At 65.0% G+C, this 13,769-nt stretch carries 13 protein-coding genes and 1 pseudogene; 5 read left to right on the top strand and 9 right to left on the bottom strand.

Annotated elements, in window-relative coordinates; genetic code table 11:
- Positions 1-16: 16 nt before the first annotated feature.
- From atpD to ACZZZM_RS00155, 4 genes are all read right to left on the bottom strand, one after another.
- Positions 17-1,540, bottom strand: a complete 1,524-nt coding sequence (atpD, locus tag ACZZZM_RS00170) for a F0F1 ATP synthase subunit beta (RefSeq protein ID WP_463593091.1) — start codon at positions 1,538-1,540, stop codon at positions 17-19.
- A gap of 20 nt (positions 1,541-1,560) precedes the next feature.
- Entirely contained in the window at positions 1,561-2,451 is an 891-nt protein-coding gene (locus ACZZZM_RS00165) for a F0F1 ATP synthase subunit gamma (protein WP_463593090.1), read from the bottom strand.
- 80 nt (positions 2,452-2,531) lie between these two features.
- Positions 2,532-4,061, bottom strand: a complete 1,530-nt coding sequence (gene atpA, locus ACZZZM_RS00160) for a F0F1 ATP synthase subunit alpha (RefSeq protein ID WP_463593089.1) — start codon at positions 4,059-4,061, stop codon at positions 2,532-2,534.
- 2 nt (positions 4,062-4,063) lie between these two features.
- Positions 4,064-4,618, bottom strand: a complete 555-nt coding sequence (locus tag ACZZZM_RS00155) for a F0F1 ATP synthase subunit delta (RefSeq protein WP_463593088.1) — start codon at positions 4,616-4,618, stop codon at positions 4,064-4,066.
- Between the two features lie 213 nt (positions 4,619-4,831).
- Between ACZZZM_RS00155 and ACZZZM_RS00150 the strand changes: the two genes are divergently transcribed.
- The 3 genes and pseudogenes from ACZZZM_RS00150 to ACZZZM_RS00140 all read left to right on the top strand — a co-directional run bounded on the left by ACZZZM_RS00150 (position 4,832) and on the right by ACZZZM_RS00140 (position 6,334).
- The gene (locus ACZZZM_RS00150; RefSeq protein WP_463593087.1) at positions 4,832-5,743 is read left to right on the top strand and encodes a tetratricopeptide repeat protein; all 912 of its coding nucleotides are present in this window, start codon (positions 4,832-4,834) and stop codon (positions 5,741-5,743) included.
- A 171-nt stretch (positions 5,744-5,914) separates the two neighbouring features.
- A pseudogene (locus ACZZZM_RS00145) lies at positions 5,915-5,989 on the top strand (hypothetical protein); the annotation flags it as partial.
- Positions 5,990-6,199: 210 nt separating this feature from the next.
- Positions 6,200-6,334, top strand: coding sequence for a hypothetical protein (locus ACZZZM_RS00140; RefSeq protein ID WP_463596477.1), 135 nt, complete (start codon positions 6,200-6,202; stop codon positions 6,332-6,334).
- Positions 6,335-6,465: 131 nt separating this feature from the next.
- On the opposite strand, the gene ACZZZM_RS00135 is transcribed toward ACZZZM_RS00140, so the two are convergent.
- Positions 6,466-7,926, bottom strand: coding sequence for a DEAD/DEAH box helicase (locus ACZZZM_RS00135; RefSeq protein WP_463593086.1), 1,461 nt, complete (start codon positions 7,924-7,926; stop codon positions 6,466-6,468).
- A 281-nt stretch (positions 7,927-8,207) separates the two neighbouring features.
- Here ACZZZM_RS00135 and ACZZZM_RS00130 point away from each other — a divergent pair, with 281 nt between their 5' ends.
- Positions 8,208-8,639, top strand: a complete 432-nt coding sequence (locus tag ACZZZM_RS00130) for a PilZ domain-containing protein (protein WP_463593085.1) — start codon at positions 8,208-8,210, stop codon at positions 8,637-8,639.
- Between the two features lie 60 nt (positions 8,640-8,699).
- On the top strand, positions 8,700-9,632 hold the full coding sequence (locus ACZZZM_RS00125; protein ID WP_463593084.1) for a 3-keto-disaccharide hydrolase: 933 nt from the start codon (positions 8,700-8,702) through the stop codon (positions 9,630-9,632).
- Here the strand turns inward: ACZZZM_RS00125 and ACZZZM_RS00120 are convergent.
- Genes ACZZZM_RS00120 through ACZZZM_RS00105 form a run of 4 tightly spaced genes read right to left on the bottom strand, consistent with a single transcriptional unit; the run spans position 9,629 to position 13,603 of the window.
- Entirely contained in the window at positions 9,629-10,165 is a 537-nt protein-coding gene (locus ACZZZM_RS00120; protein WP_463593083.1) for a hypothetical protein, read from the bottom strand. The two genes, ACZZZM_RS00125 and ACZZZM_RS00120, sit on opposite strands and share 4 nt — an antisense overlap.
- Positions 10,162-10,563 carry a cupin domain-containing protein gene (locus ACZZZM_RS00115; protein WP_463593082.1) on the bottom strand — a complete coding sequence of 134 codons (402 nt, stop codon included), beginning with the start codon at positions 10,561-10,563 and terminating at the stop codon, positions 10,162-10,164. Before ACZZZM_RS00115 ends, ACZZZM_RS00120 begins: the two co-directional genes overlap by 4 nt.
- A 5-nt stretch (positions 10,564-10,568) precedes the next feature.
- The gene (locus ACZZZM_RS00110) at positions 10,569-12,176 is read right to left on the bottom strand and encodes a glycoside hydrolase family 43 protein (protein WP_463593081.1); all 1,608 of its coding nucleotides are present in this window, start codon (positions 12,174-12,176) and stop codon (positions 10,569-10,571) included.
- Entirely contained in the window at positions 12,173-13,603 is a 1,431-nt protein-coding gene (locus ACZZZM_RS00105) for an MFS transporter (RefSeq protein WP_463593080.1), read from the bottom strand. The genes ACZZZM_RS00110 and ACZZZM_RS00105 overlap by 4 nt, the downstream gene beginning before the upstream one ends.
- Between the last annotated feature and the right edge of the window lie 166 nt (positions 13,604-13,769).

Below are 13,769 nucleotides of genomic sequence, written 5' to 3'. Positions count from 1 at the left end.
AGAGGGAGAGTTAGTCTTACGCGTCTTCGGCCATCTTGGCGGCCTTGGCGATGGCGTCGTCGATGCCGCCGACCATGTAGAAGGCGCTCTCAGGCAGGTGATCATACTCGCCGTTCACCACCGCCTTGAACGACTTGATCGTGTCTTCGATCTGCACGAACGCGCCGGGGATGCCGGTGAAGACTTCGGCAACGTGGAACGGCTGCGAGAGGAAGCGCTGGATCTTGCGGGCGCGCGACACGACCAGCTTATCCTCTTCGGAAAGCTCGTCCATGCCGAGGATCGCGATGATGTCCTGGAGCGACTTGTACTTCTGCAGCGTCTCCTGGACGCGGCGGGCAGTCTCGTAATGCTCCTGGCCGACGATGCGCGGCTCGAGAACGCGGCTCGACGAATCGAGCGGATCGACTGCCGGGTAGATGCCCAGCTCCGAAATCGCGCGGTTGAGAACCGTCGTGGCGTCCAAGTGGGCGAACGAGGTGGCCGGGGCCGGATCGGTCATGTCGTCGGCGGGGACGTACACGGCCTGCACCGAAGTGATCGAGCCCTTGTTGGTCGAGGTGATGCGCTCCTGGAGGGCGCCCATGTCGGTCGACAGCGTCGGCTGATAGCCCACGGCCGAAGGAATACGGCCGAGCAGTGCCGAGACTTCGGCGCCCGCCTGAGTGAAGCGGAAGATGTTGTCGACGAAGAACAGAACGTCCTGGCCTTCGACGTCGCGGAAATATTCAGCGATGGTCAGGCCCGAGAGGGCGACACGTGCGCGCGCGCCGGGGGGCTCGTTCATCTGGCCGAATACCAGGGCGACCTTCGAGCCCTCGCTGGTCGGGTTGCCGTCGGCGTCCTTGGCGATGACGCCGGCGTCGAGAAACTCGTGATAGAGATCGTTGCCCTCACGGGTACGCTCGCCGACGCCTGCGAACACTGAAGTGCCGCCATGGCCCTTGGCAATGTTGTTGATCAGCTCCTGGATCAGCACGGTCTTGCCGACGCCAGCGCCGCCGAACAGGCCGATCTTGCCGCCCTTTGCGTAAGGCGCGAGAAGATCAATGACCTTGATGCCGGTGACGAGGATCGAGCTTTCGGTCGACTGATCGACGAAAAGCGGCGCCTCGGCATGGATCGGCATCGTGCTCTCAGCACCCACCGGACCACGCTCGTCGATCGGCTCGCCGATGACGTTGAGGATGCGGCCGAGCGTCTTGGGGCCGACGGGCACCCGGATCTGCGAGCCGGTGTTGGTGACGGCCTGGCCGCGGGTCAGACCCTCGGTGGTGTCCATCGCGATGGTGCGGACCGTCGATTCGCCGAGATGCTGGGCGACCTCGAGGACGAGGCGCGTGCCGTTATTGTCGGTCTCGAGTGCCGAGAGGATTGCCGGGAGCTCGCCATCGAACGACACGTCGACGACGGCGCCGATGACCTGGCTGATGCGGCCGGTGCTGGTGGCCGTCGCGGGCGCTGCGCCGAGAGTCGCTTCTGCCTTGGGGGCGCGCGGCTTGCGGGCGGGCTTTTCGGTGGTGGGGGCTGCGGATGCCATCGGTTCTTCCTTGCTTCGGACTATTTGAGCGCTTCGGCGCCGGAAATGATTTCGACCAGCTCGGTCGTGATCGCGGCCTGACGGGCGCGGTTATACTGGATCGAGAGACGCTTGATGAGATCGCCGGCGTTGCGCGTGGCGTTGTCCATCGCGGTCATCTTGCTGCCCTGCTCCGAAGCGGCGTTCTCACGCATCGCGCGGTAGAGCTGGATCGCAACGTTGCTGGGGAGCAGATCGGCGAGGATCGATTCCTCGTCGGGCTCATAGGTCACGGCCGCGCCCGAGGACGTGACGTCGCCGGTGGCGCCGGCCACGGGAGGCGCGACCGGGATGATCTGCTGCGCGGTCGGCTCCTGCGTCAGGACCGACTTGAAGTTCGAGAAGAAGAGCGTCGCGATGTCGAACTCGCCGGCATTGTAGCGTGCGATCAGATCGTCGGCATAGCCACGTGCGTCCGCGAAGCTCAGCTTGCCGAGATCGCCGGGCTCGATGCCATGGACCATGTTGGCGCGGAACTCGCGGTTGAGCACGGCGCGGCCCTTGCGGCCGATCGTGTAGATCTTGACCGTTTTGCCCTGCGCAGTGAGGTCGCGGGCATGCTTGCGGGCGAGACGGGCGATGTTGGTGTTGAACGCGCCGGCCAGGCCCTTGTCCGATGTTGCGACGACGAGCAGATGTACCTGATCCTTGCCGGTGCCGGCGAGCAGCTTGGGGCTGGACTCGCTGACGGTCACCTTACTGGCGAGGCTGGCGACGACGCTTTCGAGGCGCTGGGCATAGGGACGGCCGGCTTCCGCCGCCTCCTGCGCACGGCGCAGCTTGGCAGCGGCGACCATCTTCATCGCCTTGGTGATCTTCTGGGTCGATTTGACCGAGCCGATCCGAAGTTTTAGCGCCTTGAGAGAGGCCATTCTATCCTACCATCGTCATGCCAGCGCGAGCTGGCATCTTGTGCGGCACGAGGCCCCAGCTTTCGCCGGGGCGACGGCTATCAGGCAAATGTCTTCGCGAAAGCTTCAAGCGCTTCCTTGAGCTCGGCGCGGACATCGTCCTTGAGGTCCTTGGTCTCGCGGATCGCGCTGAGCACGCCGGCGTGATTGGCGCGCATATCGGCGAGCATTGCCGCCTCGTAGCGCACCACGTCCGTAGCCGCGATCGTATCGAGGAAACCCTGGGTGCCGGCGAAGATCGATACCGTCTGCTCTTCGAAGGGCAGCGGCGAGAACTGGGCCTGCTTGAGCAGCTCCGTCAAACGAGCACCACGGTTGAGCAGCTTCTGGGTCGAAGCGTCCAAGTCCGAGCCGAACTGCGCGAACGCCGCCATCTCGCGATACTGGGCGAGCTCGAGCTTGATCGAGCCGGCGACCTTCTTCATCGCCTTGGTCTGCGCCGCCGAGCCGACGCGGCTGACCGACAGGCCGACGTTGATCGCCGGGCGGATGCCGGCGAAGAACAGATCGGTCTCAAGGAAGATCTGGCCGTCGGTGATCGAGATCACGTTGGTCGGGATGTAGGCCGACACGTCGCCTGCCTGGGTCTCGATGATCGGCAGCGCCGTCAGCGAGCCGCCGCCATTGGCGTCCGACATCTTGGCGGCGCGCTCGAGCAAGCGGCTGTGGAGATAGAAAACGTCGCCGGGATAGGCTTCGCGGCCCGGAGGACGGCGCAGCAGCAGCGACATCTGGCGATAGGCGACTGCCTGCTTCGAGAGATCGTCGAACACGATCAGCGCGTGCATGCCGTTGTCGCGGAAATACTCGCCCATCGCAGTGCCGGTATACGGTGCGAGGAACTGCAGCGGTGCGGGTTCCGAAGCGGTCGCGGCGATAACGATGGAATATTCCATCGCGCCATTCTCTTCGAGCGTCTTGACGAGCTGCGCGACGGTCGAGCGCTTCTGGCCGACCGCGACATAAACGCAGTACAGCTTTTTCGACTCATCCGTACCGGCGTTGACCGTCTTCTGGTTGAGGAAGGTGTCGACAGCGACGGCGGACTTGCCGGTCTGGCGATCGCCGATGATCAGCTCGCGCTGGCCGCGGCCGACCGGCACGAGTGCGTCGATTGCCTTGAGGCCGGTCTGCATCGGCTCGCTGACCGACTGGCGCGGGATGATGCCCGGGGCCTTCACTTCGACGCGGCTGCGCTGATCGGTGACGATCGGGCCCTTGCCGTCGATCGGATTGCCGAGGCCATCGACAACGCGCCCGAGCAGGCCCTTACCGACGGGGACGTCGACGATCGTGCCGGTGCGCTTGACGGTGTCGCCCTCGCGGATTTCGGCGTCCGAGCCGAAGATCACGACGCCGACATTGTCGGCCTCGAGGTTGAGCGCCATGCCCTGGATGCCATTCGAGAATTCGACCATCTCGCCGGCCTGGACATTGTCCAGCCCGTGGATGCGCGCAATGCCGTCACCGACGCTGAGCACCTGGCCGGTCTCCGAGACCTGGGCCTCGGTGCCGAAATTGGCGATCTGGTCCTTGATGACCTTCGAGATTTCTGCGGCGCGGATGTCCATTTTCAGCCTTTCATCGCATTCGCGAGGGAGTTCAGTCGGGTTTTGATCGACGAGTCGATCATCTGGCTGCCGATCTTCACGACCAGCCCGCCAAGGAGCGAAGAATCGACCGAGAGGTCGACGGAGACGTCACGGCCGATACGGGTGCGCAGCTGAGCCTTCAGCGCGTCGACCTGATCGGACGAAAGGGGATGTGCCGAAGTGACCTGCGCGCTCACTTCGCCGCGATGCGCCGCGGCCAGGGCGCGGAAGGCCGCAATCACCTGCGGCAGCTTGGACAGCCGGCGATTGTCGGCAAGCACGCCGAGGAACTTCGTGGTGATCGAATCGAGCTTGAGGTGCTGCGCCACGCCCGCGACTGCAGCGGCGGCCGCGCCGCGCCCGACCAGCGGACTGACGGTCAGCGCCTTGAAATCTGCCGATTCGTCGAGCGCCTGACGCACGGTGGCGAGGCTCGCCTCGACTGCCGCAAGCGAATTCGATTCGCGTGCCAGCTCGAACAGAGCGGTAGCGTAGCGTCCGCTTAGGCTGGCTTGAATACCGCCGGAATTCTCCACGCGATCGAGTTCCTCTTGGAGGGTCTGAAATGTCGTCCCATACGAAAAAGGGGCACGCCGCAAAGGCAGCCCCGATGGGTCGCGGCGCGGTTAGCATCGGGGGGCGAGGGATGCAACCCGAGTCCGGACACGCGAGCGAAACGGCTGGGGGCTGGACATTACGCGAGCGTCATGATGCTCTGCGTCCCGACACAAGGGAAGGGGGCAGGTCCGATGCGGGGAATCAGGCTTTGGGCGGCCAGTGCGGCGATCGCGCTGGCGACGGCGGGAACCGCACGGGCCGAAGTGCTGCGGATCACTGGCGAGTTCGCGGCGGGCCATCGCGAGGCGAGCCTGTTGCATTCGCTGGCGATCGGGCGGTTCGACGGGCAGGACGGGATCGCGCTGGCCAACGCAGTCGAGCGCGCGCTGGGCGGCACGCATTTCGCGCTGATGGGCGGGCGCGCCGGGCGCGGCAATGCCGAGGGCTCGCTGGACGGATCGGCAGTGACCGGGGTCGAGGAGAACCAGTTCAAGAAGAAAGAGAAACGCTGCGTCGAGAAGGACAAGGACGGCAAGTGCCTGAAGGAGGCCGAGGTCGATGTTCGCTGCCGCCGCCGCGTCGTCAATTTGCGCGCCGATTTCCGGCTGGTGCGCAACCAGGACGGGCGCGTGGTCTATTCCGAGAGCAAGCCGTTTCGCGAGGAGATCAGCTGGTGCGAGGGGCAGAACCCCTATCGCAGCGTCGAGGACACCGTTCAGGCCGCGATCCAGCAGATCGCCAACGAGGTGCGCTACGACATCGCGCCGAGCGTGCGGACCTATGACATCCGCGTGCGCGAAAGCACCAAGGGCATGGCGAAGGACGCTGCCAAGCGCTTCAAGGATCTGATCAAGCTGACCAAGCGCGATGTGCGCGGCGCCTGTGCCGGCTGGGACGCGATGCAGCCGGAGTTGCAGGGCAATGCCTCGCTGCTCTTTAACCTGGGGCTCTGCGCCGAACAGCGCGGCGACTATGACGGCGCGCTGGCGCTGTACCGCCAGGCCTCGCAATATGGCGCGAGCGAAGGCGGCGAAGGTGCCAACCGCGCGCAGCGGCTGATCGCGGGCCGCGTGGATGCGAAGGAGCGGGCGCGGCAGAACTAGGCTGCGATGGCCATGGCGAAGGGAAGGCGCCGATGGTGCTCAGCACCCTCTCGCGGGCGCTGTTGACCGGTAAGAAGCACGACCTGGGCAGCCGCGTCGGCGCAGGATGCCTGTCCGTCCGTCTATGTCAGCCGGTCTTCTTCGGAAAAGGGCAAGGCGACCTTCAGCGCGATGATCTACGGCGGCGAGGGGAAGGGCGACCCGACGTTCAACTGGAGCGTATCGGCAGGGACGATCAGTGCCGGCCAGGGCACCGCATCGATTTCGGTCGAAGCCAATCCGGGGGATAACGCCATTGCGACGGTCGATATCGGAGGCTATCCCCGGGAGTGCTCGAGACCAATAGCGCGACGACCGAGATCAGCGAAATCGACGCATCGGCATGCCCGGCGTTCGGCATCGCGCAATCCAAGGGGCCAAATAGCGAGGCTGTGTTCAGCGCCACGGCCCCCCCCGATGCCGCCAGGCAATGTGGGGATCGCTTGGTCGGTATCCGCGCCGGCAGCGATCGTGTCCGGCCAGGGCATCGGGGCGATCACGGTCGAGGCGCCCACAGGCAAAAGCTTCGTCACGGCATATGATGCCAGCTGACTGCCGTCGCCCTGCAAAGGCGATGCTAGCGACAGTTTCACTATCGACTGACCGGCACCGGCATTGAGCTCAACAAAAAAAGGCCGGGGAGACAAACCCCCGGCCCTTTCTGTTGTGCTAGGTCCGTAAGTTCAGCGCGAGCGCCCGCCGCCGGCCCCCGCCGGGCGTGCGGGCCGCGCGTGGAACTTGCTTTTGGGACGGGCATAGTTGCGGGGCGTGTCACCGCGCGGTGCATCCGAACGCGGAGCATCGGGACGGCGCTGCTCGCCTTGCGCCGAACGGCGATCGCCGTGCGGCTGGCCTTCGCGGCGTTCGAAATTGCTGCCCTCGCGGCGCTGCCCGCCGGCAGGATTCGGACGCGGTCCGCGCTGGTGCTGCATCGCGCGTCCGTTGCGACCGTTCGCTTCGTCACGGCTGACCGGCATCGGCGAGCGGCTCGACTTGATCTTCGACGATTCGGCAATGAAGCCCTCGGGCAACGGCACCACGGTGACCTTCTGGCGGGTCAGCTTCTCGATATCGCGCAGATAGGGACGCTCGTCCTCGGCGCAGAAGCTGATCGCGAGCCCGGTCGCGCCGGCGCGTGCGGTGCGGCCGATGCGGTGGACATACTGATCGGGGACGTTCGGTAGCTCGAAATTGAAGACGTGGCTGACGCCCGAAACGTCGATGCCGCGCGCTGCGATGTCCGTCGCGATCAGGAACTTGACCTTGCCCGCCTTGAACTCGCCGAGTGCGCGCTCACGCTGCGGCTGCGACTTGTTGCCATGGATGGCGTTCGAAGCAATGCCGCTGCCCGCAAGCAGCTTCACGACGCGGTCCGCGCCGTGCTTGGTACGGGTGAAGATCAAAGCGCGGTCGATGCTCGGATCGCGCAGCGCGATGGTCAGCAGCGATTGCTTCTCGGCCTGCTGGACGAAAGTGACGCGCTGCTCGACGCGCTCAGCGGTGGTCGCCTCGGGCGTGACCTTCACTTCGATCGGATTGCGGATGAACTGCGTGGCGAGATCGCGGATCGTCTTGGGCATGGTCGCCGAGAAGAATAGCGTCTGGCGCTTGCTCGGCAGCTCTTTCACGATGCGCTTGAGCGCATGGATGAAGCCCAGGTCCATCATCTGATCGGCTTCGTCGAGCACGAGGATCTCGATGCCGAGCATGATCGCATAATGTTGATCGAGCAGATCGACGAGACGGCCGGGCGTGGCGACGAGGATGTCGACGCCGCGGGCAAGATCGGTCTTGTTCTTGTGAACCGAAGTACCGCCGAAGCAGGTCATCACGCTGAGGTGCGAACCCTTGGAATAGGCGCGGGCGCTTTCGGCGATCTGGCTGGCGAGCTCACGCGTCGGCGCGAGGACCAGCATGCGGCAGCCGCGGGGCTGGGCGCGCTTGCCGCTGGCGACGAGGCGATCGATCGAGGGCGCCATGAACGCGGCGGTCTTCCCGGTGCCGGTCTGGGCGATGCCGAGCAAGTCGCGGCCTTCGAGCAGCGACGGGATCGACTGCTCCTGGATCGGAGTCGCTTCGGTATAGCCCTTCGCGGCGAGCGCGGAGAGAACGGCCTCAGAGAGACCGAGATGCTTGAACTGCATTTTGTAACCTTATGGAATCGGCCGACGCGCGCCGACAAAAGGGCGCACGGAAGCGGTGTCAAAAATGACAACCCGCGTGATAAGGGTAGCCGGAAATTTCGACCGAGGCAGAGCCAGAGCTGCCATCCTTGAATGGGAGCTCCATCACGCTGCATGATGCCTCGATGACGGTGCATATGGCAGGATAACTGACATATGTCAAGGTTGTCAGCGGATGGCGCGCGGCAAGAACTCGTTAACGAACGGGGCATAGCCTGGCTGCTCCTTTGCAGGCGCACCGCATGCTCATTACCAAACTCGAGATATTGGGCGATATCGACCGCCGCGGCGCGATCCGTTTCGATGCGGACAGCCCGAGCACCCTACGCGTGCCCGACGGCAAGCCGATCGACGTGACCGTCCAGGATTTTTCGCAGACCGGTTTCCGCTTCGTCGCCGAACTGGATCTGCCGATCGGCACGCTGGTTTCGCTGGGGCTGTCGGGCGCGGGTTCGCGCGCGGCGCGGATCATGCGGCGGCGTGGCAACAGCTATGGCTGCGCTTTCATGGCTGCGTTGAGCGACGAGGATATCGCGCGGGCGTTCAAAGGGCAGGAAAGCGTGCTGGCCGACCTCTCGGCGAAGCTCGACGCGCGCTTTCGCGCAAGCGAGGAGGATTGCGACCGCAAGACCAGGCGCATGCTCGATCAGTTGAAGCGCTGGCTGCGGCGCTGAGCTCTGGCACACCGCAACGCTTTGCGGCATGCTAGCGCTAACAATCGGGGAGGGGCGGCGGTGCTGAAGAGCTTGTTATTGGGCGCAATGCTGGTGGCGGGAAGTGCACAGGCGCAGACCGCGGAGCAGCGCGAGGTGCTGATCGCGGGCGATCCGGTCGCCGCGCCGCAGAAGCTGGCGCTGCGCGATTTGCCCAAGGCCGCGGGGCCTGCGCACGCTTTGTTCAACGGCCGCGATCTGGCGGATTGGGAGCCGTGGCTCGGCTATGCCGATCCGGCGCTGACCTATACGCGCCCGATGGTGGTGCCGATCGGGACGACGGGCGATACCGCATCGGCGTTCAGCGTGGTCCAGGAGGATGGTGCGCCGGCGCTGCGCGTGCTCGGCCAGACCTGGGGAAGCCTGGTCCATAAGGGCGATTATCGCGACTATCATCTGAGCCTGGAATTCAAATGGGGAGACCAGGTCTGGGCGCCGCGGCTGACCGAGCCACAGAATAACGGGCTACTGTTCCATTCGCATGGCCCCCACGGGGCGGTGTTCGGCACGTGGATGGCGGCAGTGGAATTCGAGATCATGCTCGGCTCCACGGGCATGGTCGTGCCCGTTGGCTCGCAGGTCCGCGCGAAGGCCGGCGTGGCCCGCGACAATGCGATTATCTATCCGCACCGCCGCTATCGCCTGGGCGGGCGCCAGATTGAAGTGGTCAATGACAGCAACCCCAATTGGAACGTGGAGGCCGGGCGCGACGCCGAGAAGCCAGCGGGCCAATGGAACCGCGTCGATCTCTACGCAGTGGGCGACGAGGCGGTTTATGTGGTGAACGGCGTGCCGGTGATGGTGCTGACCGGCCTTTCGCGCATCGAGGCGGGCAAGCGGCTGCCGCTGACCCATGGCCGTATCCAGCTCCAGTCGGAAGGAGCCGAGACCTTCTTTCGCAACATCGTGCTGACCCCGATCAGGAAGCTGCCAAAGGTGGTGGCGGCGGATTAAGGCGTGCCGGGATAGCCGGTGACGCAGCCCATCTCGGGGACGACCTTGTCCAATGGCCGGCCCTTCGCGAGTTCCTCGGCAAATTGCTCGAGCGCCGCATTGGCGCGCTGAAAGCTGATTTGCCGTTCCTCGTCGGTCGTTGCCTGTGAATCGATGCGATACCAGATGGCCTCGCCTGCGATCGCCTCTTCCTCGGAACAGAGATACAGCCCCTTGCTGCCGGCAATCGAGTAGCGAAGGACGACGCGGTTATCGGTGCCGGGAATCTCATAGCTCTCTTCCGAGAGCGGAAAGCAGGCAGTGCCGCCCCGGCGATCCGGATCGATCGGCAGCAGCTTTTCGAACGCCTCCCAGCATTTTTTGTTCTTGCTACGCCCGGTGGTCGCGCGCTCGCATTTGCAGGCTTTGCTCGCCAAGCTCTGCATTGCCGACGGATCCAGGGCTGGCGCGTAAGTAAGGACTGCCCAGGCCGGAAGCGCGATTGCAGCGAGCGCTATAGCGGTCGCGACGCTGGTAAGGATGTTGCGGCTCATTGCAGCGGCTTGCCGTCTTCGCCGACGGGCACGCGGAGCAGGGCGCCCTGGTCTATGACAAAGGCGCTGACGATGCGGGCGGTGTCGGTGCCGATGTTCTTGGCCGAATGCGGCGTGCCGCGCGGGATCAGATTGCTGTCGCCGGCGTGCTTGACGATCAGCTTGCCGCCCATGCGGAACTCGATGGTACCGGCGACGATATAGGCCATCTCAACGCCGGGATGGATGTGGAGTGCGACGCCTTCACCGGGCGCGTAATTGCCGCCACGGAGCTGGACCTGCTGGGGGGCGGCGTTCGCCGGAATGTCGAAGCGAAGGTCGGGCGGCGGCGGCAGGCTGTCCTGGCCGAGCATCGGCGCGGCGGCGAGGAGGAGCGGGGTGAGGAGGAGGATGCGCATGGCGGTCAGCCCCTGATTGGATCCGCCATATATTCCCGCTCTCGATATTCGAACCAGTCGAAATCGGCGGGGTGGGCGGCGCCGCTCATGTCCTGACAGGCCATGCCGATGAAGGCGCCGGTGAAGTTGGGCAGGCCGGGCTGGGTGGCTTCGTCAGAGAGAATCGAGGCGTCGAATTGTTCGGGGAGCCACTGCCATGCGCCGCCTTCGAGGCGGTAGGCGAAGCGGAGGCGTTCGTAGTCGACTTCGGCGCGTAGTTCGATGGGTCCGGAGGGGATGGGGACCGGGGCAGTGAAGGCGTCGGTCTGGGGGCTGTCGGGGAGCGCCGACATCACGCGCAGGTGGGGGCCGATTTCTTCGTCATGGGTGACGTGAAAATAATGGAATTTGGCGCCGTTGTAATAAGCGACGAGGCCGGCGGCTTGCTGGAAGTGCTGAGGTTCGAAGTCCATTTTTGCGGTGGCCGAATAGCAGAAAGCCTGCTGGCGGCGGGCGACGAGTGCCTGGGTGAAGAGGCTGCCGATGGTCTCGCGGCCGTGGAGGCGGAGATGGCCGGGGCGGGCGGTGAGGCTGAAGATAGTGTCGGGCTCGGGGGTTCGGAGCCATTGCAGGTCGATCGGGAGTTCAGCGGTGTCGAACTCGTCGCGCTGATGGGTGTTGGGGTGGGGGCTGGCTTCGACGGTGGGGATGCCTTGGCCGTCGAGCGTGTAGAGCCAGCCGTCCTCCCAGCGCATCGGCTGGAGCGCGGTCTCGCGCCCCATCACGCAGCGGCCGCGGTTCGGGAGGGGGCGACCGCAGAGATAGACCAGGTAGGGCTCGCCTTCCGGAGTTTCAACCAGGTCCGCATGGCCGGCGCGCTGGAGGGGGGCGTCTGGCCGGGTGCGGCTGCTCAGCACATAGTTGTCGGGGTGGAGATCGTAGGGCCCGGTGAGATTGCGCGAGCGGGCCATGGTGACGGCGTGGTTCCAGCCAGTGCCGCCCTCGGCGGTGATCAGGTAGTACCACCCGTCGCGGTTATAGAGGTGCGGGGCTTCGGTGAGGCCGAGCGCGGTTCCGGGGAAGATGTTGATCCGCTCGCCGATCAGGCGCTGCTCGGCGGGGCTGTATTCCTGGAGGACGATGCCGGCGAAGCGGTTACGGCCGGGGCGGTGGTCCCAGAGCTGATTGACGAAGTATTTGCGGCCGTCCCCGTCGTGGAACAGCGAGGGATCGAAGCCGCTGCTGTTGAGGTGGATGGGGTCTGACCACTCCCCGTCTATGGTCTCGCTCGTCACCAGATAATTGTGGAAGTCGCGGAGGGACGCGCCCGATGCGCCGCCGGTGGTGGTGCGGCCGTAGCGTTTCACGTCGGTGTAGATCAGGTGAAAGCGTTCGCCATCGTGGGAGAGGCAGGGCGCCCAGATGCCGCAGCTATCGGGGTCACCGCGCATGTCCAGCTGGGCGGCGCGGTTGAGGGGGCGGGCGATCAGCTGCCAGTTTTCGAGGTCGCGGCTGTGGTGGATCTGTATGCCGGGAAACCATTCGAAGGTCGAAGTGGCGATATAATAATCCTCGCCGACCCGGACGATCGAGGGGTCGGGGTTGAAACCGCGGAGGATTGGGTTGCGGATCATGTGGTCTTCCGGGCGCGGATTTCGATGGCCAGACCTAGCACGAGCAGCAGCAGTCCGAAGCCGAAGCCTACATAACCTGCCACGCCCACCGTGCCGATGCCATGCCAGGCGAGATACGCCGCGGTGGCGCCGCCCAGCAGGATCGGAATCCAGCCGCTCTCGCGGCTTGCGGTGCCGGGCTTGACCACCAGCGTCCAGAGGATCGCGGCGGCGATCAGGTCGAATATGGCGAGGGCGATGAAGAAGGGGGTGTAGCCGATCTGGGTGACCAGCGCGCCGATCAGCAAAGTAAAGATCATCACGCCGAGATTGGCCATCGTGCCCGCCATGCCGGCGACGGTGCCCATCTCGTTCTTGCGGAACAGGTCGGTGGCCAGCGTGATGCAGGTGACCGAGAGCGTCTGGTGCGCGAAGGCGCCAATGCTGAGCAGGGCGACGGCCATATAGGGGCTGGTGACGCTGCCGACGAAGAGCATGCTCGTCATCAATGCGGCGCCCAAGGTGAAGGTCCAGCGGCGCGCATCGATCAGCGCCACGCCGCGGCGCTCAAGCCAGACCACGACTGCGGGCCCGAACAGGCAGCCGAGATCGGCGGCGATGAAGGGCAGGATGACGGCGATCGCCAGTTCCTTCAGATCGAAGCCGCGGACTTCGCTGAGATAGAGCGGCAACCAAAAGGTGAGCGTCGCCCAGGTCGGATCGGCGAGGAAGCGCGGGAGTGCGATGCCCCAGAAATTGCGGCGGCCGAGGAGCGAGAGTACGGGGGGCTTGTCGCCTGCCGCCTGGATATGCGCTTCCTGGCCCGACTGGATCAGCGCGAGCTCCTCGGGCGAGAGATCGGGATGCGCCTCGGGTGAGCGGTAATAACGCAGCCACAGGAGGACCCAGAGGAGCGCGAGCATTGCGGCCGCATAGAAAGCGGCACGCCAGTCCCACCAGACGATTGCGATAGCCACCAGGGGCCCGGCCAGCGCTATCCCCGCGGAAGCGCCCAGATTGTAGATGCCGCCCGCAAAGCCGCGTTCTTTGGCGGGAAACCATTCGGAGACGACCTTGAGCCCGAGCGTGTGCGAAGTGCCTTCCGCAAAGCCAAGCGCCCCGCGCAGTGCTGCAAGGGTCTGCCAATTGGTCACCCAGCCATGCGCCGCGATCAGCACGGCCCAGGCAGTGGCGAAAATCGCCATGCCGGTGCGCAAGCCGATGCGGTCGAGAATATAGCCGACCACCGGCTGCATCATGATGAAGCCCTGAAACACGCCGGTGACCCAGCTATATTGCTCCTTGGTCATCGGCACGTCGGCCTTGAAGGCATCGGTGGCGACCGCGACGCCCAATGTCTGGCGGACGAGATAATTGATGATCGTGCCGAGCATCACGATGGCGATGATCCACCAGCGCAATGCGCGCGTGCGTTGCCAGAAGGTCATGGCCGCCTCTCCCCTCGAACATCGTGCGTCCGTTAGCGCTAACAGTGACGGCAGGCGGCACGGAGAGCAAGGGGTGATTTGTAGGAGTTAATTGCTTTTCCTCTCCCTGCAGGGAGGGGAATGTTTGAGCGCAAAGCGCGGGATGTGGCGTGGAGCAGATGCGCCT

The sequence above is a fragment of the Sphingomonas sp. AC522 genome (assembly GCF_979258125.1).
Note: the sequence above shows the minus strand (reverse complement) of the source record. Positions and strands in the feature narration are given on the sequence as shown.

Coding starts and splice junctions, on each gene's coding strand:
- atpA (WP_463593089.1), bottom strand. CDS start 4,061: ATGGACATCCGCGCCGCAGAAATCTCGAAGGTCATCAAGGACCAGATC.
- ACZZZM_RS00115 (WP_463593082.1), bottom strand. CDS start 10,563: ATGCGCATCCTCCTCCTCACCCCGCTCCTCCTCGCCGCCGCGCCGATG.
- ACZZZM_RS00105 (WP_463593080.1), bottom strand. CDS start 13,603: ATGACCTTCTGGCAACGCACGCGCGCATTGCGCTGGTGGATCATCGCC.
- ACZZZM_RS00140 (WP_463596477.1), top strand. CDS start 6,200: ATGCCGCCAGGCAATGTGGGGATCGCTTGGTCGGTATCCGCGCCGGCA.
- ACZZZM_RS00130 (WP_463593085.1), top strand. CDS start 8,208: ATGCTCATTACCAAACTCGAGATATTGGGCGATATCGACCGCCGCGGC.
- ACZZZM_RS00135 (WP_463593086.1), bottom strand. CDS start 7,926: ATGCAGTTCAAGCATCTCGGTCTCTCTGAGGCCGTTCTCTCCGCGCTC.
- ACZZZM_RS00165 (WP_463593090.1), bottom strand. CDS start 2,451: ATGGCCTCTCTCAAGGCGCTAAAACTTCGGATCGGCTCGGTCAAATCG.
- ACZZZM_RS00150 (WP_463593087.1), top strand. CDS start 4,832: ATGCGGGGAATCAGGCTTTGGGCGGCCAGTGCGGCGATCGCGCTGGCG.
- ACZZZM_RS00110 (WP_463593081.1), bottom strand. CDS start 12,176: ATGATCCGCAACCCAATCCTCCGCGGTTTCAACCCCGACCCCTCGATC.
- ACZZZM_RS00120 (WP_463593083.1), bottom strand. CDS start 10,165: ATGAGCCGCAACATCCTTACCAGCGTCGCGACCGCTATAGCGCTCGCT.
- atpD (WP_463593091.1), bottom strand. CDS start 1,540: ATGGCATCCGCAGCCCCCACCACCGAAAAGCCCGCCCGCAAGCCGCGC.